General features: G+C 56.7%; 23 protein-coding genes. 16 read left to right on the top strand and 7 right to left on the bottom strand.

All coding sequences use genetic code 11. From position 1 onward, the window contains the following. Positions 1-91 precede the first annotated feature (91 nt). Positions 92-1141, bottom strand: a complete 1050-nt coding sequence (locus tag F5897_RS06230; RefSeq protein WP_183304885.1) for an App1 family protein phosphatidate phosphatase — start codon at positions 1139-1141, stop codon at positions 92-94. Positions 1142-1374: 233 nt separating this feature from the next. Here F5897_RS06230 and F5897_RS06235 point away from each other — a divergent pair, with 233 nt between their 5' ends. The 4 genes from F5897_RS06235 to cydC all read left to right on the top strand — a co-directional run bounded on the left by F5897_RS06235 (position 1375) and on the right by cydC (position 7549). Further along, complete coding sequence (locus F5897_RS06235; RefSeq protein ID WP_124823887.1) at positions 1375-2814, top strand: cytochrome ubiquinol oxidase subunit I; 1440 nt, start codon at positions 1375-1377, stop codon at positions 2812-2814. An 18-nt stretch (positions 2815-2832) separates the two neighbouring features. After that, positions 2833-3861, top strand: coding sequence for a cytochrome d ubiquinol oxidase subunit II (gene cydB / locus F5897_RS06240; RefSeq protein ID WP_183304887.1), 1029 nt, complete (start codon positions 2833-2835; stop codon positions 3859-3861). A gap of 201 nt (positions 3862-4062) precedes the next feature. Next, complete coding sequence (cydD, locus tag F5897_RS06245) at positions 4063-5850, top strand: thiol reductant ABC exporter subunit CydD (protein WP_183304888.1); 1788 nt, start codon at positions 4063-4065, stop codon at positions 5848-5850. Next, positions 5834-7549, top strand: a complete 1716-nt coding sequence (gene cydC, locus F5897_RS06250) for a thiol reductant ABC exporter subunit CydC (RefSeq protein WP_183304889.1) — start codon at positions 5834-5836, stop codon at positions 7547-7549. Before cydD ends, cydC begins: the two co-directional genes overlap by 17 nt. Here the strand turns inward: cydC and lexA are convergent. Continuing rightward, positions 7546-8415 (bottom strand): transcriptional repressor LexA, encoded by an 870-nt coding sequence (lexA, locus tag F5897_RS07945; protein WP_183304890.1) that lies wholly within the window; start codon positions 8413-8415, stop codon positions 7546-7548. The genes cydC and lexA overlap by 4 nt on opposite strands. A gap of 207 nt (positions 8416-8622) precedes the next feature. Between lexA and F5897_RS06260 the strand changes: the two genes are divergently transcribed. From F5897_RS06260 to F5897_RS06285, 6 genes are all read left to right on the top strand, one after another. Beyond that, the gene (locus F5897_RS06260; protein WP_183304891.1) at positions 8623-9045 is read left to right on the top strand and encodes a hypothetical protein; all 423 of its coding nucleotides are present in this window, start codon (positions 8623-8625) and stop codon (positions 9043-9045) included. A 122-nt stretch (positions 9046-9167) separates the two neighbouring features. Then, positions 9168-10268 carry a histidinol-phosphate transaminase gene (locus tag F5897_RS06265; RefSeq protein WP_183304892.1) on the top strand — a complete coding sequence of 367 codons (1101 nt, stop codon included), beginning with the start codon at positions 9168-9170 and terminating at the stop codon, positions 10266-10268. Between the two features lie 4 nt (positions 10269-10272). Next, positions 10273-10881, top strand: coding sequence for an imidazoleglycerol-phosphate dehydratase HisB (gene hisB, locus F5897_RS06270; protein WP_124823893.1), 609 nt, complete (start codon positions 10273-10275; stop codon positions 10879-10881). Beyond that, the gene (hisH, locus tag F5897_RS06275) at positions 10878-11558 is read left to right on the top strand and encodes an imidazole glycerol phosphate synthase subunit HisH (RefSeq protein WP_233574287.1); all 681 of its coding nucleotides are present in this window, start codon (positions 10878-10880) and stop codon (positions 11556-11558) included. Before hisB ends, hisH begins: the two co-directional genes overlap by 4 nt. A gap of 127 nt (positions 11559-11685) precedes the next feature. Further along, on the top strand, positions 11686-12414 hold the full coding sequence (gene priA, locus F5897_RS06280) for a bifunctional 1-(5-phosphoribosyl)-5-((5-phosphoribosylamino)methylideneamino)imidazole-4-carboxamide isomerase/phosphoribosylanthranilate isomerase PriA (RefSeq protein WP_183304893.1): 729 nt from the start codon (positions 11686-11688) through the stop codon (positions 12412-12414). 1 nt (position 12415) lies between these two features. Further along, entirely contained in the window at positions 12416-13330 is a 915-nt protein-coding gene (locus F5897_RS06285; protein WP_183304894.1) for an SseB family protein, read from the top strand. Positions 13331-13425: 95 nt separating this feature from the next. Here the strand turns inward: F5897_RS06285 and F5897_RS06290 are convergent, their stop codons facing one another. Continuing rightward, complete coding sequence (locus F5897_RS06290; RefSeq protein WP_124823896.1) at positions 13426-13779, bottom strand: DUF1844 domain-containing protein; 354 nt, start codon at positions 13777-13779, stop codon at positions 13426-13428. Between the two features lie 264 nt (positions 13780-14043). On the opposite strand from F5897_RS06290, the gene infC reads away from it, so the two are divergent. The 5 genes from infC to F5897_RS06315 all read left to right on the top strand — a co-directional run bounded on the left by infC (position 14044) and on the right by F5897_RS06315 (position 18531). After that, the gene (gene infC / locus F5897_RS06295) at positions 14044-14691 is read left to right on the top strand and encodes a translation initiation factor IF-3 (RefSeq protein WP_183304900.1); all 648 of its coding nucleotides are present in this window, start codon (positions 14044-14046) and stop codon (positions 14689-14691) included. Between the two features lie 42 nt (positions 14692-14733). Next, positions 14734-14928 carry a 50S ribosomal protein L35 gene (gene rpmI, locus F5897_RS06300; protein WP_124823897.1) on the top strand — a complete coding sequence of 65 codons (195 nt, stop codon included), beginning with the start codon at positions 14734-14736 and terminating at the stop codon, positions 14926-14928. Between the two features lie 47 nt (positions 14929-14975). Then, complete coding sequence (gene rplT / locus F5897_RS06305) at positions 14976-15359, top strand: 50S ribosomal protein L20 (RefSeq protein WP_124823898.1); 384 nt, start codon at positions 14976-14978, stop codon at positions 15357-15359. Between the two features lie 93 nt (positions 15360-15452). After that, complete coding sequence (locus F5897_RS06310) at positions 15453-17696, top strand: acyltransferase family protein (protein WP_183304895.1); 2244 nt, start codon at positions 15453-15455, stop codon at positions 17694-17696. Between the two features lie 43 nt (positions 17697-17739). Next, positions 17740-18531, top strand: coding sequence for a TrmH family RNA methyltransferase (locus F5897_RS06315; RefSeq protein ID WP_183304896.1), 792 nt, complete (start codon positions 17740-17742; stop codon positions 18529-18531). 97 nt (positions 18532-18628) lie between these two features. Here the strand turns inward: F5897_RS06315 and F5897_RS06320 are convergent, their stop codons facing one another. The 4 genes from F5897_RS06320 to F5897_RS06335 are packed head-to-tail and all read right to left on the bottom strand — an operon-like array spanning position 18629 to position 21745. Next, entirely contained in the window at positions 18629-19939 is a 1311-nt protein-coding gene (locus F5897_RS06320) for a Dyp-type peroxidase (protein ID WP_246332271.1), read from the bottom strand. Next, positions 19890-20483, bottom strand: coding sequence for a copper chaperone PCu(A)C (locus F5897_RS06325; protein ID WP_124823902.1), 594 nt, complete (start codon positions 20481-20483; stop codon positions 19890-19892). Before F5897_RS06325 ends, F5897_RS06320 begins: the two co-directional genes overlap by 50 nt. Before the next feature lie 24 nt (positions 20484-20507). Beyond that, on the bottom strand, positions 20508-21143 hold the full coding sequence (locus F5897_RS06330; RefSeq protein WP_183304897.1) for a copper resistance CopC family protein: 636 nt from the start codon (positions 21141-21143) through the stop codon (positions 20508-20510). 29 nt (positions 21144-21172) lie between these two features. Beyond that, positions 21173-21745, bottom strand: a complete 573-nt coding sequence (locus F5897_RS06335; RefSeq protein ID WP_183304898.1) for a hypothetical protein — start codon at positions 21743-21745, stop codon at positions 21173-21175. 113 nt (positions 21746-21858) lie between these two features. Here F5897_RS06335 and F5897_RS06340 point away from each other — a divergent pair. Continuing rightward, positions 21859-22339, top strand: a 481-nt coding sequence (locus F5897_RS06340) for a tRNA ligase subunit PheS family protein (protein ID WP_484482099.1), incomplete at its 3' end; no start/stop codon positions are given.

Genomic DNA, 22339 nt, shown 5'->3' on the forward strand with positions numbered 1-22339 from the left:
TCGTTTAAGAGCTGAGTAGTTTGCGATAAAAGCAAAGGCTGCGGGCTTGGAAACTTAAATTTTCCGGGCCCGCAGCCTTATTGCTTTCTTATTACTTCATAAAGATGCCAATACTAGCAAGTTTTTTCCGTAAGCTGGATCCGTCAGGGCCATAAATCCACGGCACACCTGCAACCTCGCGGTGCTTTGTAGCGCCGCTGCGGCCACCCGCGAGCACAGCTTCTCCAGGAGATAGCTGTCGAATTGCTACGGCAGATACGTGTTGTGGAAATTCCGATACAAACTCATGGTAAAGCTGTTCATCATGTTGTCCGTCGTCACCAATTAAAAGCCATTTAGTGTGTGGAAATTCTTTAGCTAAGCGTCTTAACTCGGTGCGCTTATGGTCTGCGCCGCTGCGAAACAAACGATCTTTTGTTGGCCCCCAGTCTGTCAGCAGCAGTGGCCCAGGTGGGTACATATGGCGTTTTAAAAAGCGGCTTAGAGCAGGTGCTACATTCCAAGCTCCGGTAGACAAGTAAACTACAGCAGAGCCGGGGTGGGTAGTGACTAAATGATCCAATAACACTGGCATTCCGGGAACTGCGAGGCGTGCGTGCTCGGCAATTACAAAGCTGTTCCAGGCCGCGACAAATGGTTTAGGTAATACCGTATTAAGGATGGTGTCATCAATATCGCTGATAATGCCAAACTGGGACTGTGGATCCACAATTAAAAGCGGAGCCTGTGATTTGACGCCATCTTCTGAAATTAAGGTGAGTGTGTGCCGACCAACCGGCAAATTTGTTTCTAGTTTGGAGTCAATTACTCCACCGCTGTCGGCTTTTACCTGGCCAATTTTAGTATTTCCCAGAAATACGTCGATTAAAGCGTGCGAATCATGCACGATCATAAAGGAGCGCCAGCCGCGCACTCTGCCGTCTTGAAACCGGCCGTCAAGGTGGGGTGCGCCGGTGCCATCGGAGCTGAGTAAAGCAACCCGTCCGAGAACTCTAATCCATGACGTGCTGCCGTACCCCATAAACGGGACAACGGTGGCAAGTTTGCCTTTTTTGCGTGCTCTGCTCTCACGCTTCTCACTGAGCCACAGGTCGAAACGCATTGCACGCCGCGGCTTTGAAGATTCGCTGGTGTTATGCATCGTGACAATTGTAGCGGGTTAGTTGCTGCCTGAGTGCGTTTGGGAACGATTGCGGGGCAATGCACAAGAATTCATTTAAGGTAATTACCAGTATATGCTCAGATAATATACAAGAAAATATCTTGACATCTAATTATATTAGCGATATATGTCCATCGGGAGTAGGATTTAACTGTCTGTCAATATTGCAGACAGTGCACACAGTGCAGCAATAATAGCTCTCGGAGGAACAAGTGTTTGAAACGCTCGACGCAGTGAGTTTAGCTCGCTGGCAGTTCGGTCTAACCACGCTATACCACTTCATTTTTGTCCCACTCACGATTGGGCTCAGCTTCTTAGTGGCCATTATGCAAACCCAGTGGGTGCGCACCGGCAACGTAAAATGGCTGCAACTGACCCGACTATTTGGCAAAATTTTCTTGATTAACTTCGCCATGGGCGTGGTGACCGGCATCGTGCAAGAATTCCAATTCGGGATGAACTGGTCAAACTACTCACGCTTCAACGGCGACATCTTCGGTGCGCCGCTGGCGATGGAGGGCCTCATCGCCTTCTTCCTAGAAGCCACCTTCATCGGGGTGTGGATTTTCGGTTGGGATAAACTGCACCCGAAAGTGCACGTGGTGTCGATCTGGCTCACGGCGCTGGCAACGTGGATCTCGGCATACTTCATTTTGGCTGCAAACGCCTTTATGCAAAACCCCGTCGGGTTCGTGCTAAATGAAGAGCGCGGCCGCGCCGAACTTGATGACTTCCTCGCGGTGCTGACAAACCCGGTGGCGCTGCTGCAATTCCCGCACACCATTTTCGCCTCAATCATGTTCGCTGGCACCGTTATCGTCGCCACCGCAGCATGGCACCTAAAGCGCGGACAGCACCCGGAGCTGATGCGCACCGGGCTGCGTTTCGGCATGTGGTCAAACCTCCTAGCGTTTATCGGAGTAGGCCTCAGCGGGCACGAGCTGAGCATCATCATGACCGCCACCCAGCCGATGAAAATGGCTGCGGCGGAGGCAATGTACGAAACCTCAAGCGGGGCAGACGCGAGCTTCTCCCTGTTCAGTATCGGCACCCCAGACGGCACCAGCGAAATCTGGTCGCTGCGAGTTCCATATCTGCTTAGCTTCCTTGCTAACGGTAACTTCGACGGCACCGTTGAGGGCATCAACAATCTGCAAGCAGAATACACTGCGCTGTACTGCGGTGCCGACAGTATGTTGACCTGCCCTGCAAGCGGCAGCTTTGTACCGGTGGTATGGATTACCTACTGGGCGTTCCGCTGGATGATCGGCCTGGGGGTGCTCGCGGCGCTGTTCTCTGCCATTGGTCTGTGGCTCGGCAGGAAGCACAAGGAGCTGCCAAACTGGGCATACACCGCTGCGGTCTGGACAGCTGCGCTGCCAATGCTCGCATCGCTCGTGGGATGGGTTTTCACCGAGATGGGCCGCCAGCCATGGATTGTGTTCGGGGTGATGACAACCGAGCAGGGAGTGAGCCCGAACGTGCCGGGTTGGGCGGTGCTGCTGTCAATGCTCGCCTTCACCCTGGTTTACGGTGCCCTCGCGGTGGTGGAGTTTAAGCTCATCACAAAAGCCGCAAAAGAGGGACCGGCAGAAATTGCGGCGGCGCCTGACGGCACCCCAGACCACGACCAGCTGGCAATCGCCTACTAACAGTAAGGACCTAATCTTATGGAACTCACAACAGTTTGGTTTTTAATCGTAGGCGTTTTGCTGATTGGCTACTTTGTGCTTGACGGCTTTGATTTCGGGGTGGGGATCGCGCTGCCCTTCGTCAGCAAAGACGACACTGATAGGCGAGTGGTTATCAACACCATCGGCCCGGTTTGGGATCTTAACGAAACCTGGTTGATTGTTGCCGGCGCCTGCTTGTTTGCGGCTTTCCCCGAGTGGTATGCCACCATGTTTGCCGGTTTCTACCTGCCGCTGTTGCTGATTCTGTTGGCGTTGATTCTGCGAGGTGTCTCCTTCGAGTATCGGCACCAGGGCAACAAGCCGCAGTGGAAAGCCTGGTTTGACAACTTCATTTTCTGGGGATCTGTGCTGCCGCCGCTGCTGTGGGGTGTAGCGTTTGCGAACCTGATCAACGGCTTGCCAGTGCGCGCGGTGGAGTCCGGCGGCTGGATTTACGAGGGCACCCTCTTCACCCTGCTAAACCCGTATTCCCTGCTGGGTGGCGTTACCGTGCTGCTGCTGTGCTTCACCCACGGCCTGGTATATCTGGCGCTGAAATCTGAGGGCGAGGTGCGCGAGCGGGCGCGGCATCTGGCGGTGAAAGTCGGCGCGGTTACGATTCTGGCAGCGGCTGGTTTCTTGGTGTGGACCATCATCTCGCATCTCGCAAACCCGAATTTGATGCTGATTATCGTGCTTGCGGCCCTCGCCGCGGTGAGCCTGATTGCCGCCTGGCTGTTTAACCTGCGTAGCCGCGAGGGGTGGGCTTTTGCGAGCACCGCGCTGACAATCGCCTTCGCGCTGCTGACAATCTTTGCGGCGCTGTTTCCGCACCTGATGATTTCAAATATTGATCCGGCGCACTCAATGACCGTGGTTGGCGCTGCAAGCACTCCAAAGACGCTGCAGCTGATGACCTGGGTGGCGGTGTTTACGCTGCCGTTTGTGCTGGCTTATCAGGCCTGGACTTTCTGGATTTTCCGCAAGCGAATCAGCCGCAAGACAGTTTTGCAGGCGGCGCACTAGGAGCTGCCTGGAGGTTTAGCGGCAGGCTGGTGCAGCACGCTCGTTAGCCGCTGCGCATCCCAGCTGTGAGCCGATAATCGGAACTGGCAATCGGGGGCACACCCCGGTTGCCAGTTTTATTTAACAACTCTCATTTTGTTTAATGAAGTTTTAAGTGTCTTGGTTTACGCTGTAAATGAAAATTAGAGACAGAGGAGCCGCGTGAAACCACTCGATCCGCGCCTGTTGCGTCATGCAAAAAGTGCCCGCCTTGCCCTGATGGCAGGGGTGCTGTTGGCGACAGTGCGGACGGCAGCGATTATCGTCTGGTGCTATGCCTTGGCGCAGCTGCTGCTGGTTTTTATTGCTCCGGTTTTAGCGGGGCCGAAGTATGGCTTGGTGCTTGAGGGCGCCCCGAGTGCTGCCGCGTTGCCATGGTTGGTGTTGCTTGCCGTGGGGGCTTTGCTGGTGCGAGCCGGATCCACCTGGATGCTAGATATGACCAGCGCGAGCGCCGCGATTAAAGTGAAAACCCAGTTGCGGGCGTGGGCTTTGACGCAGCTGGGGCAGAAATCGCCGCTGGCGTGGGGCGGTCCGCAGCAAACTCCCGCGCAGCTGGCGACGATTCTGGGGCGCGGTCTTAACGGCCTCGACAACTATTTTGCAAACTATGTGCCGCAGTTAATTTTGACCGCGGTTGCGACCCCGGTGATTTTTATTGCGATTTTGGTGGTGGATCCGCTCAGCGCCGTAATTGCTGCCGTGGTTTTCCCAATTATCCCGATCTTTATGGTGCTGATTGGCATCACCACCCAGAAAGTACAGGCGGCGCAGTGGCGCAAGCTGGGCGATATGTCGCAGGGGTTTTTGGATATTCTAACCGGTATCGCAACCCTGAAAATTTTCCGCCGGGAGCAGCGGCAGCGCGAAAACATTGCGGCGCAGGCGCAGGGGTATCGCAAAGCCACCATGCGGGTGCTGCGCGTTACTTTTTTGTCTGGTTTTGTGCTTGATTTAGCGGGGACTTTTTCGGTTGCTCTGGTTGCGGTAACGGTCGGAACCAGGTTGGTGAGCGGTGAGTTTGGGCTCGCCGCGGGGCTGTTTGTGTTGCTGCTGCTGCCGGAGTTCTTTATTCCGATTCGGCAGGTGGGGGTTGCATTTCATGCTTCCGCAGAGGGCGCTGCTGCCGCTCAGGCGCTGTTTGAAGCGGTGGACCCGGCGGCGGATCGGGTTGCTGATGCCGCTGCCTCCGGTGGTGTTGGTGCTGCCGGTGCTCAGCCGCTTGTTCCTGGAACCCGGCACCTGAGCGGAAGTGAAGCTGCCGCGACAGCGAGTGTGGCGCAGCGCGCCATCACCGTCACCGACTTGGTGCTGCGCCATCAAGGCGCCGCCGCCGCGATAGGCCCCTTTAACTGTCACATTAAGCCTGGCAGTATGGCGGTGTTATGCGGCAGCAGCGGCAGCGGCAAAACCTCAATCATCAACGCGCTGCTGGGGCATTTAGCTGTGCAATCCGGCAGTGTTACGGTGCCGCCGGTTATTAGCTGGGCGGGGCAGCAGAGTGTTTTACTGCGCGGCACGGTGCGTAGCAATTTAGCTTTAGCGGCAGAGCGGGCGCAGCAGCTCACTGGTGTGCAGCTGCCGGCTTCGGAGTTTACAGCACACAGCGCTGCGGTGCTGCACGAGCTGGGATTGGGTGAGCTCTCCCTTAACACTGAGATTGGTGAACTGGGAGCGGGACTATCTGGTGGTCAAGCGCAGCGCCTGGCGGTTGCCAGAGCGCTGTTGCTGGTTGATTTAGTGCCGCATGCTGCTCTCCTGCTTGACGAGCCGAGCAGCCACTTAGATGTGGCAAGCGAGAGCTTGATGCTTGCAGCGGTGCGTCAGAGAGCCGCTAGCGGATCCACAATTCTAGTGACCTCGCACCGGAAAGCCTGGGCCGCGGCCGCAGACCAGGTTTTGCATTTGGGAGAGAGGGAAGGCGGTGGTGCGAATGCTGCAGCGGCGTAATCTGGCTGGTGTGCGCGATGTTTTGGCGCGGGCGATGCCGCCTCTATCGCTGCGGATTCCAGGCGCCGTGTTTGCGATTCTTGCGGATCTGACCGTGGTCGCGCTGCTCGGCCTGAGCATTTGGCTCTTGGTGAGCGCCTCCGAACAGCCACCGATTCTGTACCTGAACTTTGCAATTGTGGGGGTGCGGGCGTTGGCTATCGGGCGCGCGGGGCTGCGTTATCTGGAGCGCTTAGCAAACCACGACGCTGCTTTTGCACAGCTGAACGAGCTGCGCACTGCGACGTTTGCGGCGCTGCTGCCGCGGGTGCCAGGAGGGCTTGGGCAGAAACCGAGTGGGGAGGTGCTCGCGAACTATGTTGATGATGTGGATCAGCTGCAAGACGAGCCTTTGCGGGTGCGTGGGCCGCTGCTGAGCGGTTTTGCGGTGCTGCTGCTTAGCGTAGTCACGCTGGCGCTGATTTCGCCGCTGGCGGCTGCGGTTACTACGGGGTTTATGCTGGCGGCTGCGGTGCTCAGCGTGCTGCTGTCACGCCGTATCAGCGCCCGTGCCGAAGCTGAGCTCAGTGCTAGTCGTGTAGCGCTGCAAAGCGCTTTGCTGGAGCGAATTTCTGCGGCGCAGCTGCTCGCGGTTTTTGGTGCCACAGCAGCTTTTGAAGCGCAAATATATAAGGTGGAGCAGCGACTCACCGGGATTTCCCAGCGCGCTGTGCGCAGCGCCGGACTCACCGCCGGGCTTTTTACCCTGTGCGCCGGTTTTGCGACTCTCACAGTTTTGTTGCTGGTGGGGCCGGAACTGTCGCAAGGTTGGCTTACGGCGCCGCTGTTTGCAGTGCTGGTGATCGTGCCTGCTGCGCTTGCGGAGGTGTTTGTGCAGGTTCCGCTGGCGGTTTTGGCTAGTGTCCGGGTGCGCGGTAGCGCGGTTGCGATTGCGGATCTGACTGCTCGCGAGATTCCTGCAGAGGTGCCAGTTCTGCGAGAGGCGGATCCGGCGGCGCTGCAGCAGCTGCAACAGCAGTTGGCCGCGGTACGCGCTGTCGCACAGCCTACGCCGGCGCTGCAGGTGCGGGATTTCACGGTGCGCTACCCGGGCAGCGCAACGCCGGTGCTTGATGGCGTGGAATTTACGGTGCGTGCTGGAGAGCTGCTGGTAATCACCGGGCCGAGTGGCAGTGGAAAATCTACTCTCGCTAACGCGCTGGTGAGGTTCTTGGAGTATCAGGGCGAGTACGAGGTGTACGGTGTTCCGGTAAAACAGCTGGGGGTGCAGGTGCGCGACGTGGTTGGATTGTGCGAGCAGCGTCCGCATATTTTCAACAACACCCTGGAACAAAATCTGCTGTTTGCAAAGCCTGACGCGACTGCAGCAGAGCTATGGCAGGTGCTAACCGCTGTGGGATTGCGAGAATGGGCTCAAGAGCGTGAGGGGCTGCAGACACAATTGGGTACTGCAGGTGCGCTTATTTCCGGTGGTCAGGCACAGCGCATTGCGCTGGCGCGAGTGCTGCTGCGGGACTTCCCGATTGTGGTTTTTGACGAGCCTACAGCGGGTGTGCATCCGGAACTGGCGGAGCAGCTGCTAACGGAGCTGTTTGCCGCGGTGCCGGCTGCTAAAGCTGTGCTGTTAATCACTCATCATGAGCTGCCAGAAACAATTTCGGCACGGACGCTGCACTTGCCAGAGGTTAATGCGAGTTAGATTGCGCGCAGCACCGCGACAACTTTGCCGAGAATCGTGCAGTTATCGCCGAGAATCGGGGCAAAAGCGGTGTTTTGTGGCAGCAGCCAGAGATGGCCGTCACGCCGTTTAAAGGTTTTAACTGTTGCTTCGCCGTCTAGCATCGCGGCCACGATATCGCCGTTGTTGGCATCCTGCTGCTGGCGCACCACAACAAAGTCGCCGTCGCAAATAGCTGCGTCAATCATCGAATCGCCGACAACCTTGAGCATGAAAATATCGCCGTCGCCGACCAGGGTTGTCGGGAGCGGGAAGACATCTTCCACCTGCTGCTCGGCGGTAATTGGAACGCCTGCCGCGATATGTCCCACCAACGGCACAATAGTTGTGTGGTGTGTGGTGACTAACTCTGGTGACTCGGTAAAGCTGCGGGCTGCGGCTGCCGTTGCAGAGGTGGTTTGATATTGCTCAATTGCAATCGGTGTGGTTGCTGCTGCTGTTGCGGCTGCTGCCCCCGCTGCTGCTGTCGTTGCTGTGCGCTGTGCCGGCGTCGAAGTCATTGGCGTAGGCCCGGCAGCGCCGTTAGTTAACTGAGCAGTCGCGGGGTGTGCAAGCACCTGGGCGCTGGCGGGGCGGATCGGCGAACCGCTGCCGTCTACTGAAACAAGCACCTCAATGGCTCGGCTGCGGCCAGGAACCTTCCTGATTAATCCCATACGTTCTAGCTGGTTGAGCTGGTATGTAGCGCTGGAAAGCGAAGCCAGCGAAGCGTCATCGCAGATTTCACGCATTGAAGGGGGGTAGCCCTGTTCTTTAATTTTGGCAACGATAAAATTGAAAATTTTAAATTGCCGAACGGTGAGTTCAGGGAAATCGCTGTGCTGCATTTTTCCTCCAAGCGAAGCAAAGTTGTCATACCCATGAGATTGACTAGATATCAAAGAGATTAACCAATCAAATGCCGCTGCAACAAGCCGAAAATAGCGTGTCGCAGAAAAATGTACGAAAGAATAGTTGCAATTCTTTGTAGTTGTGTACTAATCTTTAGTTAGAACATAGGTGTGGAATAAATTTTCGATTAAGTAGGAGTTGCATTGTCTAGTTCAAATCTTGAAATTGCGGTATCTGAGGCTACTGTGGCGTCAGTTAATGCTTCGTCGCAACAATTGCGACTGACTCGGCGGGGGAAGGCTGTGCTTGCGGCTGCTGCCGCGGCAGTGGTCCTCTCGGTGATGAGTGTCTTGCTGTTTGGCCAGCCTGTTACTGCTGCCGCTACATCCGTTGCGGGCGAGGCTAATTATGGCTACGTAGTGCCGACTCCAGGTGACTCGCTCTGGGAAATTGCAGAGCGTTTAGACAGTGCGGCGGATCCGCGTGATGTGGTGGCTGAGCTGGTGCGTTTTAATCAGCTTCCAAGCGCTGAACTTAATGCTTACGAGCCGATAGCAGTTCCATCTAAATACCTGGGCAATCCTGAAGTGGTGACCGCCGCAGAGCTTGGTTTTGCAGGGCAGTAATTGCGGCTAGTTGTTGCAGTGATATGCTCAGTGTGGCATTGAACACTAATCTGCGCTTGATACTGTTACGTTGGAGCAATTTTTTCTGACGCACTTGGGAGCTGCGTTGCTAGAATCTCTATATGGCACAATTGAGTGATTTTCCATTGCGAGACAACCTTAAAGGCAAGACACCATACGGTGCACCGCAGTTGGATGTGCCCATTGCTCTAAACGTCAACGAAAACACTCATCCATTAAATGAGGCTGCGTTGCAGCACATAGCTGCCGCAGTAACCAGCGTTCTCGGTTGTCTTAACCGTTACCCGGAGCGGGAATTCACTCAGCTGCGCGAAGAGCTTGCCGCGTATTTAGGCTCAGGGCTTACCGCAGAAAATATATGGGCCGCTAACGGCTCAAATGAAACTTTGCAGCATATTCTGCAGGCATTCGGCGGGCCAGGTCGCTCGCTGCTGAGCTTCGTGCCCAGCTACTCTATGTATCCACTGCTGGCACAGGGCACAGACACCGCTTGGATTCCAGTGCCGCGGCAAGCCAATTACGAGCTATCGCCAGAGTATGTAGCTTCGCAGCTTGCCAAACACAACCCAACTATCGCAATTATTTGTGGCCCCAATAACCCCACAGGTACCAGCCTCACTCTGGAAACAGTGATTGCCGCGTATGAAGCTTTTGAAGGCATCCTGGTAATTGACGAAGCCTATTTTGAATTCGAAGAAAACACCTTAAGCGCGGTAACTCTTTTAGAGGGACGCCCCCGGTTAGTGGTCTCTCGCACCATGAGCAAAGCATTCTCTTTCGCTGGAGTGCGGCTCGGATACTTAGCAGCAGACCCGGCGCTACTAGATGCCTTGCGTCTGGTGCGCCTGCCTTACCACCTATCCACGCTGACTCAAGCAGCTGCGGTGGCCGCGGTGCAGCACGCGGCGTTAATGTTGGAATCGGTAACGGCGATTAAAGAGCAGCGGCAGCGTTTGGTAGCAGAACTTAAAGCACTAGGGTTGCAGCCGTACCAATCAGGCGGCAACTTCCTGCTGGTAGCCGGTTTTGGAGACAGCACCGCAGCGTTCGAAGCATTACTAGCAGCTGGGGTGCTGGTGCGACAATTCAACATTCCCGGACACCTGCGACTCACTGTTGGAACCGCAGCCGAAAACACCGCAATGCTGCAAGCAATTGCAGCCTTCCTGGATACCTCTCAGAGCCCCCAGAAAGTAGACTAGAAACATGACACAGCACCCGCGCACTGCAGCAGTTTCACGCAAAACAAGCGAATCGGAAATTAGCATCGAGATCAATCTCGATGGCACTGGCAAAGCAGACATCGAAACCGGTGTGCCGTTCTTTGACCATATGCTCGACGCCTTCGCACGACACTCCCTGACCGACCTGAAAGTTCGGGCAATCGGCGATGTTCACATTGACGTGCACCACACCGTAGAAGATACCGGAATTCTGTTGGGGCAGGCAATCCTAGAAGCCCTCGGTGATAAAGCAGGAATTTCTCGTTACGGCGACGCTTTAGTGCCGCTTGATGAAGCGCTCGCGCAGGCCGTTGTTGACATCTCCGGGCGTCCCTACCTGGTGCACAGCGGAGAGCCCGCCGGCTACGAATTCCACCTCATCGGAGGCCACTTCACCGGTTCCATGGTGCGGCACTTCTTTGAAGCCATCACCCTGAACGCGCGGCTCACCGTGCACCTCACCCTGGTGGGCGGCCGCGATCCACACCACATCGCAGAAGCAGAATTTAAAGCCTTCGCTCGCGCTTTCCGGCAGGCAAAAGCTTTTGACGCGCACACTGTCGGGGTGCCCTCAACAAAGGGCGTGCTGTGACAGGCAGCGACCCAACAGCGGTGGGGCACCCAGACTGCAGTAACAAGCTGGTTGCGGTGCTGCGGTACGGTTCAGGCAACGTGCACAGCGCGGTGAAAGCGCTGGCAACAACCGGTGCGCGGGTCGTGCTAACCGCTGACCCCGAGGTGATTCTCGCAGCCGACGGACTAGTGGTGCCCGGAGTTGGAGCCTTCGGCGCGGTGATGGAGCAGCTCCAAGCAGTATCCGGAGCAGAGCTGATTCGCCAGCGACTTGCGGCAGGTAAACCAGTTCTAGGTATCTGTGTTGGCGAACAGATTATGTTTGAAACCGGGACAGAGCGAGAAATTACCGCTGCCGGGCTCGGCTATCTCAGTGGCACAGTGCAGCAGCTGCGTAGCAAAACCCTGCCGCACATGGGGTGGAACACGGTAACCGCACCCGCTCACAGCGTCCTGTTGCAGGGGTTACAAGACGCCATGTTTTATTTTGTGCACAGCAACGCTGCCACCCAGATGCCCCGCGCACTATTGCCAGAACTCCGCGAAGCCGAGCTGCGAGTTGCGTGGGCCGAGCATGAAAACCAAAAATTTATTGCTGCGTTTGAGGTCGGGGCACTCAGTGCGACACAGTTTCACCCAGAAAAATCTGCCTCGGCAGGGTTGAAGCTGCTCAAAAACTGGGTTGCTGCGCTTTAGTTAAACCGGGCTGCAAGCTAGGTGAGCAAGCGCAGAGAGACAAAACTCCGGCAAAGCAACTTAACAAGCCTGAGCCCGGGAAGCAAAACAGAGAGAATTTACAATCCACGAGCGGAAAAGAGAGCAAATGAACACCAAACTGGAGCTGTTGCCGGCGATTGATGTGCGTGACGGCAAAGCCGTCAGGCTGCTGCAGGGAGAGTCAGGAAGCGAAACCGACTACGGCAGCCCCGTTGCTGCTGCGCTGGAGTGGATCAACGCCGGCGCCGAGTGGATCCACCTGGTAGATCTAGATGCCGCATTCGGCACCGGAGATAACGCTGCAGTGGTGCGGCAGGTGTTGGCGCAAGCTGGCAACACCAAAATCGAAATGTCTGGTGGGATCCGTGACGATGCGAGCCTGGAGCGTGCCCTAGAGTTAGGTGCGGCTCGCGTGAACCTCGGCACCGCGGCGCTCGAAAACCCCGCGTGGACTGAGCGTGTCATCGCAAAACACGGTGACAAAATAGCGGTCGGTTTAGATGTGCGTGGTGAGACTCTAGCGGGGCGAGGTTGGACCTCCGAAGGGGGGAACCTGTGGGATGTGTTAGCGCGGCTGGAAGACGCCGGGTGTGCTCGATATGTTGTAACGGACGTCACTAAAGACGGGACCCTGCGCGGCCCCAACCTGCAACTGTTGCAACAGGTGATAGAAAAAACCGGGAAACCGGTTGTCGCGTCCGGTGGAATCTCCGCGTTGCAAGATCTTGCCGATCTCAAAACATTGGTGCCGCTTGGGCTCGAGGGTGCGATTATCGGTAAGGCGCTCTATGCTGGGAAGTTCACGCTACAGGAAGCACTGCAGGTGGCAGGTTAAGATGGCTATTAAAAAACTTCCTTCGACTGGCGATAGACCACACTTCTCGCAGACTAGAACCGGGTTACCAGCAGGAATCACTGCCGGCGGTAGAGCGGACTCAGCAGGCTTCCCATGGGAGGGACGCAGTTTTACTCATCACGACACCGCGTTTGCTGAAGACGACGGTACCGCGCCGCCCACATACCTGGCTGCGGTGCAGCAAGTCAGAGCTGCGGCAGCTGTCTATTTTAAAGCCAGCGCAGAGCGCGATCCAGCACAGATTAGCAGCAGTCTCCGCGCACTCGCAGCAGCGCAACGAGAGGCTTTGCTGGCACTGCAAGAAGTGCGGGTGCTGATTCCGTTGCTTACAGTTGCTGGAGATATCGGGGTGACGCCGGAAGGCAAAACCGTTGAAAAAACTCAGGAGCTTTCGATTGTCACCGTTGCTGCGCCGGACGGGCGTAAAGTTATGCCGGTGTTTTCTTCAACAGCCGCGATGCGGCGCTGGGATCCTACCGCTAGACCAATTCCCGTGCCGTTGCCACAGGCGCTGCTAGCGGCTGCGGAAGAACAGACTGAGCTCGTGATAATCGATCCTGGAACCACAGAAACCGAGTTCGGGCTGCGTCATAATCAGTTTGCGGTGGTTGCAGCCGCGGCAGACTTTACGCCGAGCTGGGCTGACCCAGAAATTGCAGCACTGGCAACCGCTGAGCTTACCGCAGACGAACTGGTGCAGCTGGTGGCGTTACTGCCAGCTGACCCGGAAATGCGTTTGCTGACACCGGAGACGGAGCTGGTGCTCGGGATTGTCGGTGGTTTGCCAACAACTCAGATGCAAGCAACTGCAAATCAAGCGGCACAAAAATGGCAAAACCACCCGCAGCTAGCCTCGAGTGTTGACTCTTTGAAGCTGCGAGTGGTAGCGGTTTAATCGGGCGCTTATGCTGCCGCGCCAGCCCGGTTAGAGGTGCGGCAGCAAACTAGGCACCAGGCGAGGTGCCTGGTGCGTGCGGTAGAGGTGCGCGGTTAGATAACCGAGCCGGTCCATTTCTCGCCTGGGCCAGCGCCTGGCGCATCAGGAATCGTGGAAGCTTCACGGAAAGCTAGCTGCACGCTGCGCAGTCCATCGCGGAGGCTGCGGGCGTGCATGTCGCTGACTTCGGGAGCGGCGGCGGTAATTAAACCGGCTAGAGCATTAATAAGTTTGCGAGCCTCATCAAGATCAATCTGGTTTTCAGGGTCATCAGCCAGGCCTACTTTAACCGCTGCTGCGCTCAGCAGATGCACGCACGCAGTGGTGATAACCTCGACAGCAGCAACGTCGGCAATGTCGCGGGTTGCTTCCGCAACAACTTCTTCTGGGAGAGAGTTTTCAGTCATAGTTACAATCACACCACACTGTGAGGAAAGTTGCAGCAGGGGCTCTCGAAAGCTCACAAAATATTTGCGAGACCGTGAAAACAGCTCATGATTGTGGTAATGTTGTTTTTGGCTCTCAGAAAACTGAGACTGAAGCGGATAATCTCCCACCAGCACTTTCTGATTTTAGGTGTTTGGTAGTTGGCACTCCGTCACCGTATGGTGATAGCTTGAGGGTGCAGAGCAGGCAACTGTTCTATAGTTCGTTTCTTGGTGCATCACGGGATGTGCTGCCGTCAAATTATTGTTGAGGAGCGAGCTATTAGCGAACCACGTACTAATGAACGCATTCGAGTCCCAGAAGTTAGGCTTGTGGGCCCCGGCGGAGAGCAAGTTGGTGTTGTATCAGTTGCTACCGCGTTGCGTCTTGCTCGGGAGGCAGATCTTGACCTTGTTGAGGTGGCCCCGAATTCAAAACCACCCGTTGCCAAAATCATGGATTATGGGAAGTTTAAGTACGAGGCTGCGCAAAAAGCCAAAGAGGCTCGTCGCAACCAGGCTAATACGCAGCTGAAAGAGGTGCGTTTTAGGCTGAAAATTGACACCCACGACTACGAGACTAAGATGAAACGAGCAGTCGGCTTCTTAAACGGTGGGGACAAAGTCAAAGCGATGATTCAGTTCCGTGGGCGCGAACAGTCACGCCCAGAGCTCGGTGTGCAGCTGCTGCAGAAATTTGCAGAGGATATTGCTGAGTTCGGAGTGGTGGAATCACGCCCTCGACAGGACGGCCGCAACATGGTGATGGTGATTGCACCAATAAAGAATAAGTCAGAAGCTCGTGCGGAAATGAACGCGCGTCGTGCTCAGGAAAAAGCTGAACGGCGCCAGGCACGTGCCGAGAAGAGCCAAGCGGCAGCTGACAAGAGCTAACTTGTTGCCGGTTTCCGGCAGCTAACGTAATCAAGGAGAATCATGCCTAAGCAGAAGACTCACTCGGGAGCTAAGAAGCGCTTCCGTGTAACCGGCAGCGGCAAGCTGATGAAGCAGCAGGCGGGTATGCGCCACAACCTCGAGGTTAAGGCTTCAAAGCGTAAACGTCGTCTGAATGCTGATCAGGTGCTCGCAAAGGGCGATGTGAAGCAGGCTAAGAAGATGCTCGGTCTGTAGCCCAGTATCTAGAGAAGCAACAGAGATTTTAGAAGGATAAATAAGAAATGGCACGAGTAAAGAGGGCTGTTAACGCCCATAAGAAGCGCCGCGTTGTTCTCGAGCGTGCGTCAGGTTACCGCGGTCAGCGTTCACGCCTTTACCGTAAGGCTAAAGAGCAGCTGCTGCACTCATACGTTTACGCTTACAACGATCGCCGTAAGAACAAGGGCAACTTCCGCCGCCTGTGGATTCAGCGTATCAACGCCGGTGCCCGCGCAAACGGCCTAACCTACAATCGTTTCATCCAGGGGCTGAACCTGGCCGGGGTTGAGGTAGATCGTCGCATCCTGTCAGAGCTGGCTACCAACGATCCAGCTACCTTTGCAACCCTGGTGCAGGTTGCTAAAGATGCACTGCCAGCAGATACTTCTGCGCCAAAAGCTGCTTAAGCTTGACCTTTAAGACTTTGGGGCGATCGCGGTCAGCGGTCGCCCCAAAGTTATATAGGCTTGTAAGAAACACTCAACACCGAAAAGAGACCGATGTCTGACCCCGCACCGCAGTTTGCATCGTCACCCGCACCGCGCCAGGCACCGCAGACACTAGCTGCTGCTGCGCCGAATCGCTCGGTGTTGCGCACCGACGTGCAATTTTTACGAACCATTGCGGTTACTGCGGTTGTCATTAACCACCTCTCGCCGTGGCACCTCCCAGGCGGTTTTCTCGGTGTCGATATCTTTTTCGTCATCTCCGGCTTTCTGATTACCGGGCACCTGATGCGGGAACACCACAAAACCGGCGCAATCAACCTGCCACGTTTTTACGTCCGCCGCGCCCGCCGCCTCCTGCCAGCGGCGTTAACGGTTATTTTGGCATCGCTGTTGCTAACGGTACTGTTTCTTCCAAACAGTAGATGGGCAGCGAACGCGTGGGAGTCTTTTGCATCTGCTGCATACTTCCAAAACTGGGCGCTGTTCTTCTCCCAAACAGATTACTTTGCGCAACAACAACCACACACTCTGGTACAGCATTACTGGTCACTCTCCGTAGAGGAACAGTTTTATCTCGTTTGGCCGTGTCTGCTCCTGCTGGTTTACACGGTAGCCGGCCGTTTCCGTTTTAGCCGTTTCCGTTTTAATCGCCTGCTGCTTTTCACCGCGGCGCTGTTTGCAGTGTTTTTCGTGGTTGCGTTGTGGCAGCTGCAACTAAATCAAAGCTCCGCTTACTTCAGTACCTTGGCACGAGCCTGGGAATTCATGCTCGGCGCCTGTTGCGTTGCCGGCTGGCCGGCGCTGCAGCGCTGGTTACAGGCTCGCGGTGCAGCTACGGCCGCGCTTACAACCCTGCTGCAGCTTGCAGGATACGGCATGATAGCGGTGTCTTTTGTGGTGTTCTCGGGAGCTGATCCGATTCCCGGTTTTGCCTCGCTGCTACCGACGAGCGGCGTGGTGCTGGTGATTTTGGCCGGGCCGCAAACCGTGTTTAAACCACTTGCATTTGCGGTGGAGAATCGCGCCTCACAGTACATCGCGAAACGCTCCTACAGCATTTACCTGTGGCACTGGCCATTGATCGTGACGTTGCCATTTGTGTTCGGACAGCTCCTGCAATTGCCACATAAAATTCTTGTCGTGCTGTTAACTCTGGTAGCGGCAGAGTTGACCTATCGGTTCATTGAAGAACCTGCAAGGCGGCGGTTATTTACGGCGCAGCGGCCGCGGGTAACTTTTGCTGCGATTGCTGCGAGCATTGCGATAGTGGCTGCTGCCAGCACCACAGTAATTGCGTCTGGGCAGCAGCGAATTGATGTTAATTTGCGGGCATCGCAGAAAGCCATTGAGCAAATAATTGCGGCCGGGGAACCGATCTGTCTTGGGGCGGAAGCGGCTGCGCACCCTGCTGCGTGTGCCGAGGTTTTGTACAGTGATTCATTCATCACTGAGCTTTCGGAACAGTGGCCATGGAGTATGCCAGATGAAAATTGTGTGCCGGCAGCAACACCTTTGGCAGGGGCAAAAGTAAATCTTGTTTGTGATTACAGTACCGGGGCTGCGGATGCCGTTGAAGTGATGCTAGTGGGTGACTCGCACGCCGAGCACCTGTTTCATACGTTCAGCATGATTGCGGCCGAAAATAATTGGAGACTTCACTTCTCAGCGCTCGGCAGCTGCTACCCGGTTGTGCTACCACAGCACCAAATTAGTGCGGGGCTAGCGGCAAGCGACTGCCAAACATACGCGGCGAGCACAGCCGATTTTGTGGCTGCAAATAACCCTGACATGATTTTCGTAATCAGTGCGTCGAAATCGCAGGGCGCGTTCACGCAGGGGTTAAAAGAGGCTGACATCATCCAAAACGCGGCAGAAAATTTTGCTGCGTGGGCGGCTCAGGGGGCTCGGGTTACGGTGCTCCGTGACGTGCCATTTGCTGGGCAAGAATTAGGCCCGACCTGTGTAGAGCTGAATTTCACCGCTGTCGCAAAGTGCAGCGCGCCCGAGTCAGAGGTGCTGCAGCGCGACTATCTGTATGAGGCAACAACAACGGATGCCGTGGTGACGAATCTTGGCGCGCAGCGTGAGCGAGTGCGAGGTTTGCAGCTGAATGACCTGATTTGTCAGCAGGGTAACTGCTACGGGGTGATCGGCGGGATTCCGGTCTACTTTGATAATGATCACCTTGCTCGTTCATTTGCGAAGTCGATGGCGCCGGAGCTCACGAAACGGTTAAATAAGCTGTGGGACACAGAATATAAGATCCCGGTATTAACCTCGGAGATTATGCAGTAGCACGATAGCGAGAATTGGATTTATAAAGTAGGGGGAGCGAACAATGATTGAGAATCCGGGCGCGGGGCAGATTAAGAAGGCTGCACAGCTGCTGCGTAAAAAAGATCGCTTGGCGGCAGGGCGGTTTCTGGTCGAGGGGCCGCACGCGATTTTGGAAGCGCTCACCTCGGGCGCGCGGATCCACGTCATATACGCTACTGTGGTTGGCCGCAGCAATCACTTCGATGTGGAGCGGGCTGCTGACAGTGCCGGGGTGCGCATCGAAATGGTGACGCCCCAGGTGCTTGCAAAGCTCAGCGACACGGTGACTCCGCAGGGGCTGATTGCGGTGGTGGATCGCCCCGCCCACGCTCCGCTGACCGAGCTTGCGAGATCCAGCCGACTGCTTGCTATTTTGCATGATGTCCGGGACCCTGGCAATGCGGGCACAGTTTTGCGTGCTGCTGACGCCGCCGGTGCTGACGCCGTGATTTTTACGGGGGACAGCGTGGATCCGTGGCATCCGAAGGTGGTGCGTGCCACAACCGGATCGCTGTTTCACTTGCCGGTGCTGGTGGAAAAACAGCTGGATGCGGTTTTAGAGGTACTGCATGCCGCTGATGTGACCTCGATTGCAGCGGATCTGCGCGGCGCAGAGGTGCATCCCGGTGATGCTTTGCTACGGCAACCGGTTGCGTGGGTTTTCGGTAACGAAGCGCGTGGGCTCACCGCTGCAGACAGTGCGCTGTGCACAGTAGCTCGCAAGCTCCCGATTTACGGTGCAGCGGAGTCGCTGAACCTGGCAACCGCTGCCGCAGTGAGCCTTTATACCACCGCTTTCGCGCAGCGCGGTTAAGCGTTGCGGTGTTTGCCGCGGAGCTTGGGCAGGGCGTACACTGCAGCGCAAACGAAGGTTGCGTTTGCGCTGCAGCTTAAACTGGGTTTCGTGAGCATTACAGCTCGAACAGCGTTTGTGCCAGTATTCCGCCGGGCTGCCAGCCGGGCAGCACCGCGAAAACCGCACTGCCTGTGTGGGTTACCCACTGATTCAACATATCTAGATCATCCAGGCGCTGCTGAATCGGAATGAACTGTTTGCGAGGGTCACGCTGGTAGCACATAAACAGCAGCCCCTGCTCACTGCCGGCATCGTAGTTGTAGGAGCGGCGGAAAATCCGCTCAGTCGGGTCTGTGCTGTGCGCCCGCCGGATATGTGCGGCGGCGTGAATCACCGGGAGCTTGAGCTCGTTGACCGCGCTGAAATCGCCTGGGTCTTTCTCACTGCCGCCGGTGAGCGGGGCACCCGTCGCCAGGGTGCGCCCGATGGTGGCCTCGCGACCGGGCCGATCCACCTCATCCCAGGTGTCAAGCTCCATCCGAATCCGTCGCAGCACCTGACACGTGCCACCGGCTAACCACCCGGCGCTAGCGTCAAGCCACACCAGGGAGGAGAAATCAGGGTCTGTTGGTTCCGGATTAAAGGAACCGTCTACCTGCCCCATCAGGTTTCGCATTGTGGTGCCGTCGGGTTCGCTGCCGCGGGTGCGACGGAAACCGTCCTGAATCCAGTGCGGGGTGGTGAAAGAGCGCACAGTGCGTGTCAGCACCCGTGCCGCGTGCGACACCGTAACCTGATCGTCAGCGGTGATTTGCAGTAGCAAATCGCCGTCGTTAAACTCCGGCGCTAAGCGGTCTTTCTTGAAAGCCGGCAACGGTCCCAACCACTCGGGAACAGCGGCTGGATTCACCCGCGCCACAAACTCGGCGCCAACCGCCACAGTGATGGTGAGACGAGCCGGCACCAACGCAAGGTGCGGCTCCGAGTCGGCAACCGGAGCGGCACCGCTGGTGAGCGCCTCGATGTCGGCAGTCAAAAGACGCATCAAACGCTGCAAATCTTCACGCTGCACTTCAGGCCGCAGCATGAAAGCGAGCGCGCGCAGGTGCGAAGTGGCGGGGGTTGTGACCCCGGCCTGTTGGGTGCCGTGGCAGCTAATCACATCAGTGCCGGTTTTTGTGCTGTTAAGCGCTGCTGCTACTTCACTATGGTTTGTGGCCCTGGTGACACCGGCTCCCGCAACAGCTCCAAGTGCGGCGACGCCGGCCCCCGCAGCAACCGAGCCGAGCAGCCCCCGCCGGCTCAGCGTGGTGCCCGCGGCGCCAGAATCGACAGGCGACGACTCTGACGCCGCAACGCTATCATGCGCAGCAGAATTAGTGGTCATGCCCTGACTCAGAGTCGCCGTGGCCGTCGTGGCTGTCATGGTCGCCGTGGCCGCTGTGACCATATTCCTCGTTAGCGCCGCTGTAGTCGCGCACAACCGCCTCCAGCGCAATCTCTTCACCGCCCTTAAGGTGCAGCGTGAATTTCACGGTGTCGCCGGCGCGCAGCTGTTGTTTCAGGTTCAGCAGCATCAGGTGATGCCCGCCCGGCTCCAAATCAAGCTCTTGCCCTGCTCCCAGGGTTAGGCCGCCGGCCACCGGCTGCATTTTCCCGTTGACAACCTCGTGAATTTCAGCCGCCTCAGCAACGTCAGTGGTGACCTTTTCAATCACCAAGTCCTTGTCTTTCAGGTCGCTGTGCAGGTTGCCGAAAATCGCGGTGTGCGCGCCCTGGTCAGCAGCCTTTACCCACATCTCGTGAGTGTGCAGCGAGTGCTTGTGATCGTGGTTCGCCGTGGTTGCATGACTGTGGTCGTGTGACTCAGCAGTTTCTTGTTGATTAGCGCAGGCGGTCAGCGCGCCGAATGCTAAAAAGCCGGTGCTTAACGCTGCAGTGGTGCGAATTAACTTGCTGTTCAATGACATATATTTTCCTAAAATTTAATAGATTTATGATTTGCGTTGAGTGCGGGTGTACCAAATAACACACGCAATCACAAGCACCGCTACTAGCACCGCGGTGATGCTGATCGCCACCACCGGGGCTGCTGCGGTAGCTGCGGTGGCAGTGTCTGCGTTTTGAGCTTCTTGCTCTGCCGGAGTGGTGACGGCAATCTGCTGCTGTGACGCCGCCAGCTCTGGGCTCAGCTCCAGGGCGTTAGCGGCCACGTTGATGGGAGCGGGCAGTTGCGCCAGGTCCACCTCAGTCACACTGCCAACTCCGAAGTTAAAGCTGCCCTCAATCGGGTGCCCGTCAGAAGAAACTACGCGCCACACCACACGGTAAACGCTGTCTGCGCTTAACTCCCGCAGCTGCTGTGTCACTGTGGTGCCTGACACCTGCGGGGCAGTGGTGACGATGGTCGCATCAGCTGCGTCCCGAACCTCAACCAAGTTAGCGCCCTCTAAATCAATAATTTCGTTATTGAAGGTGAGGGTGAGCTGCTCCGGCGTGCTCTCTAAAATTTGGTTGTGTGCCGGATCGGTGTGCACCAACACATCGTGTGCCGTGGCTGGCTGCGCTGAGACGAGCAAACCGCAAACGGCAAGCGCCCCAGCAGCAAGCGCTGCTAAGAATTTTTTCATGTGCAATCTTTCTGTGTGCTTGTGAATAGTTATGACACAGCACGCACAGGAGGCGCTCTAAGCCCCCGCGACAGCAGTAAAATTTGAGTTTTAAGCGACGGCACCGCAAACTGCGGTAGACGTAAATTTTTAGGGGTGTGGATCGAGCCACCGCCGCGCAGCAAGCCCACTGCGCGCACCGCGGCTGTGGTGTATCCCAGAATAAAACCGTAAGCGTGCTCGGCGGTGAGCAACAGCGCTAACGCGAACAGCGCAGCAATCACGTGGGCGACTAGCATTTGTGCGGAGTGCCCCGCGGTTGCGGTTGTCGCAGCCGCAAAATCAAAGTGTGCTGCCGCGGTATGCCCGTGCTGGTGCGACCCCGCGGTTTCAAACAGCTTGAGTGAAGCAGGTGTGCACCAGATAAAAACCCAGTGGAACAGCAGCTGGGTCAGCAGCACCGCGACCGCTAAAGCGCCCTTGGTGTGTTTGCGGCCGAGCGCAAAAACCGCGAGCGGTGCGGTCAGCACCACAGCCAGCGCAACCGCAAACAGGCTGGGGGCGGCAGCATCAGCGAAGGTGTGCGACACCGCAGCCGCGCAAGTCGCGAGCGTAGCTGTCAACAGCCCGACGCTGACGCGGGGCCTGACGGTTGCTACGCAGAGTGGTCATGACCGTAATTATAGTACTTCTGCCTGGTGGGCGCAGCGTCGGCAAAAGCGCTAAACTTATCTTCGTGGCTGAAGTAAATCCGATTAATCCTGAGGCAGTTGCGGCCGCAACTGACGCTGCGGTTGCAGCTTTTAACGCGGCTACAACCTTGGCTGACCTCAAGCAAGCAAAAACTGAACACCTCGGCGAGCACAGCGCGATTGCCAAACTGAATGGCTTGATGCGCGAAGTGCCCAAAGAGCTGAAGGCCGAAACCGGCAAGCTGATGGGGCAAGCGCGTGGCCAGCTGGAGCGCGTGTTTAAAACCCAGGAAGAGAAGCTTGCGGCGGCAGAGGCAGCGGCGCAGCTAGCGGCTGAAGCTGTTGATGTGACCGCCGCCCCGCAGCGTGCTGTGAGCGGCGGTCGGCACCCGCTGGCGCAACTGCAGGAAGAAATGGCAGACGTGTTTGTGGCGATGGGTTGGGAGATTGCCGAGGGGCCAGAGCTGGAGCACGACTGGTTTAACTTTAATGCCCTCGGGTTTGATGATGATCACCCGGCGCGCG

Source organism: Canibacter oris, from assembly GCF_014197205.1.
Taxonomy (GTDB): Bacteria; Actinomycetota; Actinomycetes; order Actinomycetales; family Microbacteriaceae; genus Canibacter; species Canibacter oris.

What these genes read in the sequence shown, in the direction of transcription:
- F5897_RS06230 (WP_183304885.1), bottom strand. Translation starts at nt 1,141, where the DNA reads ATGCATAACACCAGCGAATCTTCAAAGCCGCGGCGTGCAATGCGTTTC.
- cydB (WP_183304887.1), top strand. Translation starts at nt 2,833, where the DNA reads ATGGAACTCACAACAGTTTGGTTTTTAATCGTAGGCGTTTTGCTGATT.
- cydC (WP_183304889.1), top strand. Translation starts at nt 5,834, where the DNA reads ATGCTGCAGCGGCGTAATCTGGCTGGTGTGCGCGATGTTTTGGCGCGG.
- lexA (WP_183304890.1), bottom strand. Translation starts at nt 8,415, where the DNA reads ATGCAGCACAGCGATTTCCCTGAACTCACCGTTCGGCAATTTAAAATT.
- F5897_RS06265 (WP_183304892.1), top strand. Translation starts at nt 9,168, where the DNA reads ATGGCACAATTGAGTGATTTTCCATTGCGAGACAACCTTAAAGGCAAG.
- hisB (WP_124823893.1), top strand. Translation starts at nt 10,273, where the DNA reads ATGACACAGCACCCGCGCACTGCAGCAGTTTCACGCAAAACAAGCGAA.
- priA (WP_183304893.1), top strand. Translation starts at nt 11,686, where the DNA reads ATGAACACCAAACTGGAGCTGTTGCCGGCGATTGATGTGCGTGACGGC.
- F5897_RS06285 (WP_183304894.1), top strand. Translation starts at nt 12,416, where the DNA reads ATGGCTATTAAAAAACTTCCTTCGACTGGCGATAGACCACACTTCTCG.
- F5897_RS06290 (WP_124823896.1), bottom strand. Translation starts at nt 13,779, where the DNA reads ATGACTGAAAACTCTCTCCCAGAAGAAGTTGTTGCGGAAGCAACCCGC.
- infC (WP_183304900.1), top strand. Translation starts at nt 14,044, where the DNA reads ATGTGCTGCCGTCAAATTATTGTTGAGGAGCGAGCTATTAGCGAACCA.
- rpmI (WP_124823897.1), top strand. Translation starts at nt 14,734, where the DNA reads ATGCCTAAGCAGAAGACTCACTCGGGAGCTAAGAAGCGCTTCCGTGTA.
- rplT (WP_124823898.1), top strand. Translation starts at nt 14,976, where the DNA reads ATGGCACGAGTAAAGAGGGCTGTTAACGCCCATAAGAAGCGCCGCGTT.
- F5897_RS06310 (WP_183304895.1), top strand. Translation starts at nt 15,453, where the DNA reads ATGTCTGACCCCGCACCGCAGTTTGCATCGTCACCCGCACCGCGCCAG.
- F5897_RS06315 (WP_183304896.1), top strand. Translation starts at nt 17,740, where the DNA reads ATGATTGAGAATCCGGGCGCGGGGCAGATTAAGAAGGCTGCACAGCTG.
- F5897_RS06320 (WP_246332271.1), bottom strand. Translation starts at nt 19,939, where the DNA reads ATGACAGCCACGACGGCCACGGCGACTCTGAGTCAGGGCATGACCACT.
- F5897_RS06325 (WP_124823902.1), bottom strand. Translation starts at nt 20,483, where the DNA reads ATGTCATTGAACAGCAAGTTAATTCGCACCACTGCAGCGTTAAGCACC.
- F5897_RS06330 (WP_183304897.1), bottom strand. Translation starts at nt 21,143, where the DNA reads ATGAAAAAATTCTTAGCAGCGCTTGCTGCTGGGGCGCTTGCCGTTTGC.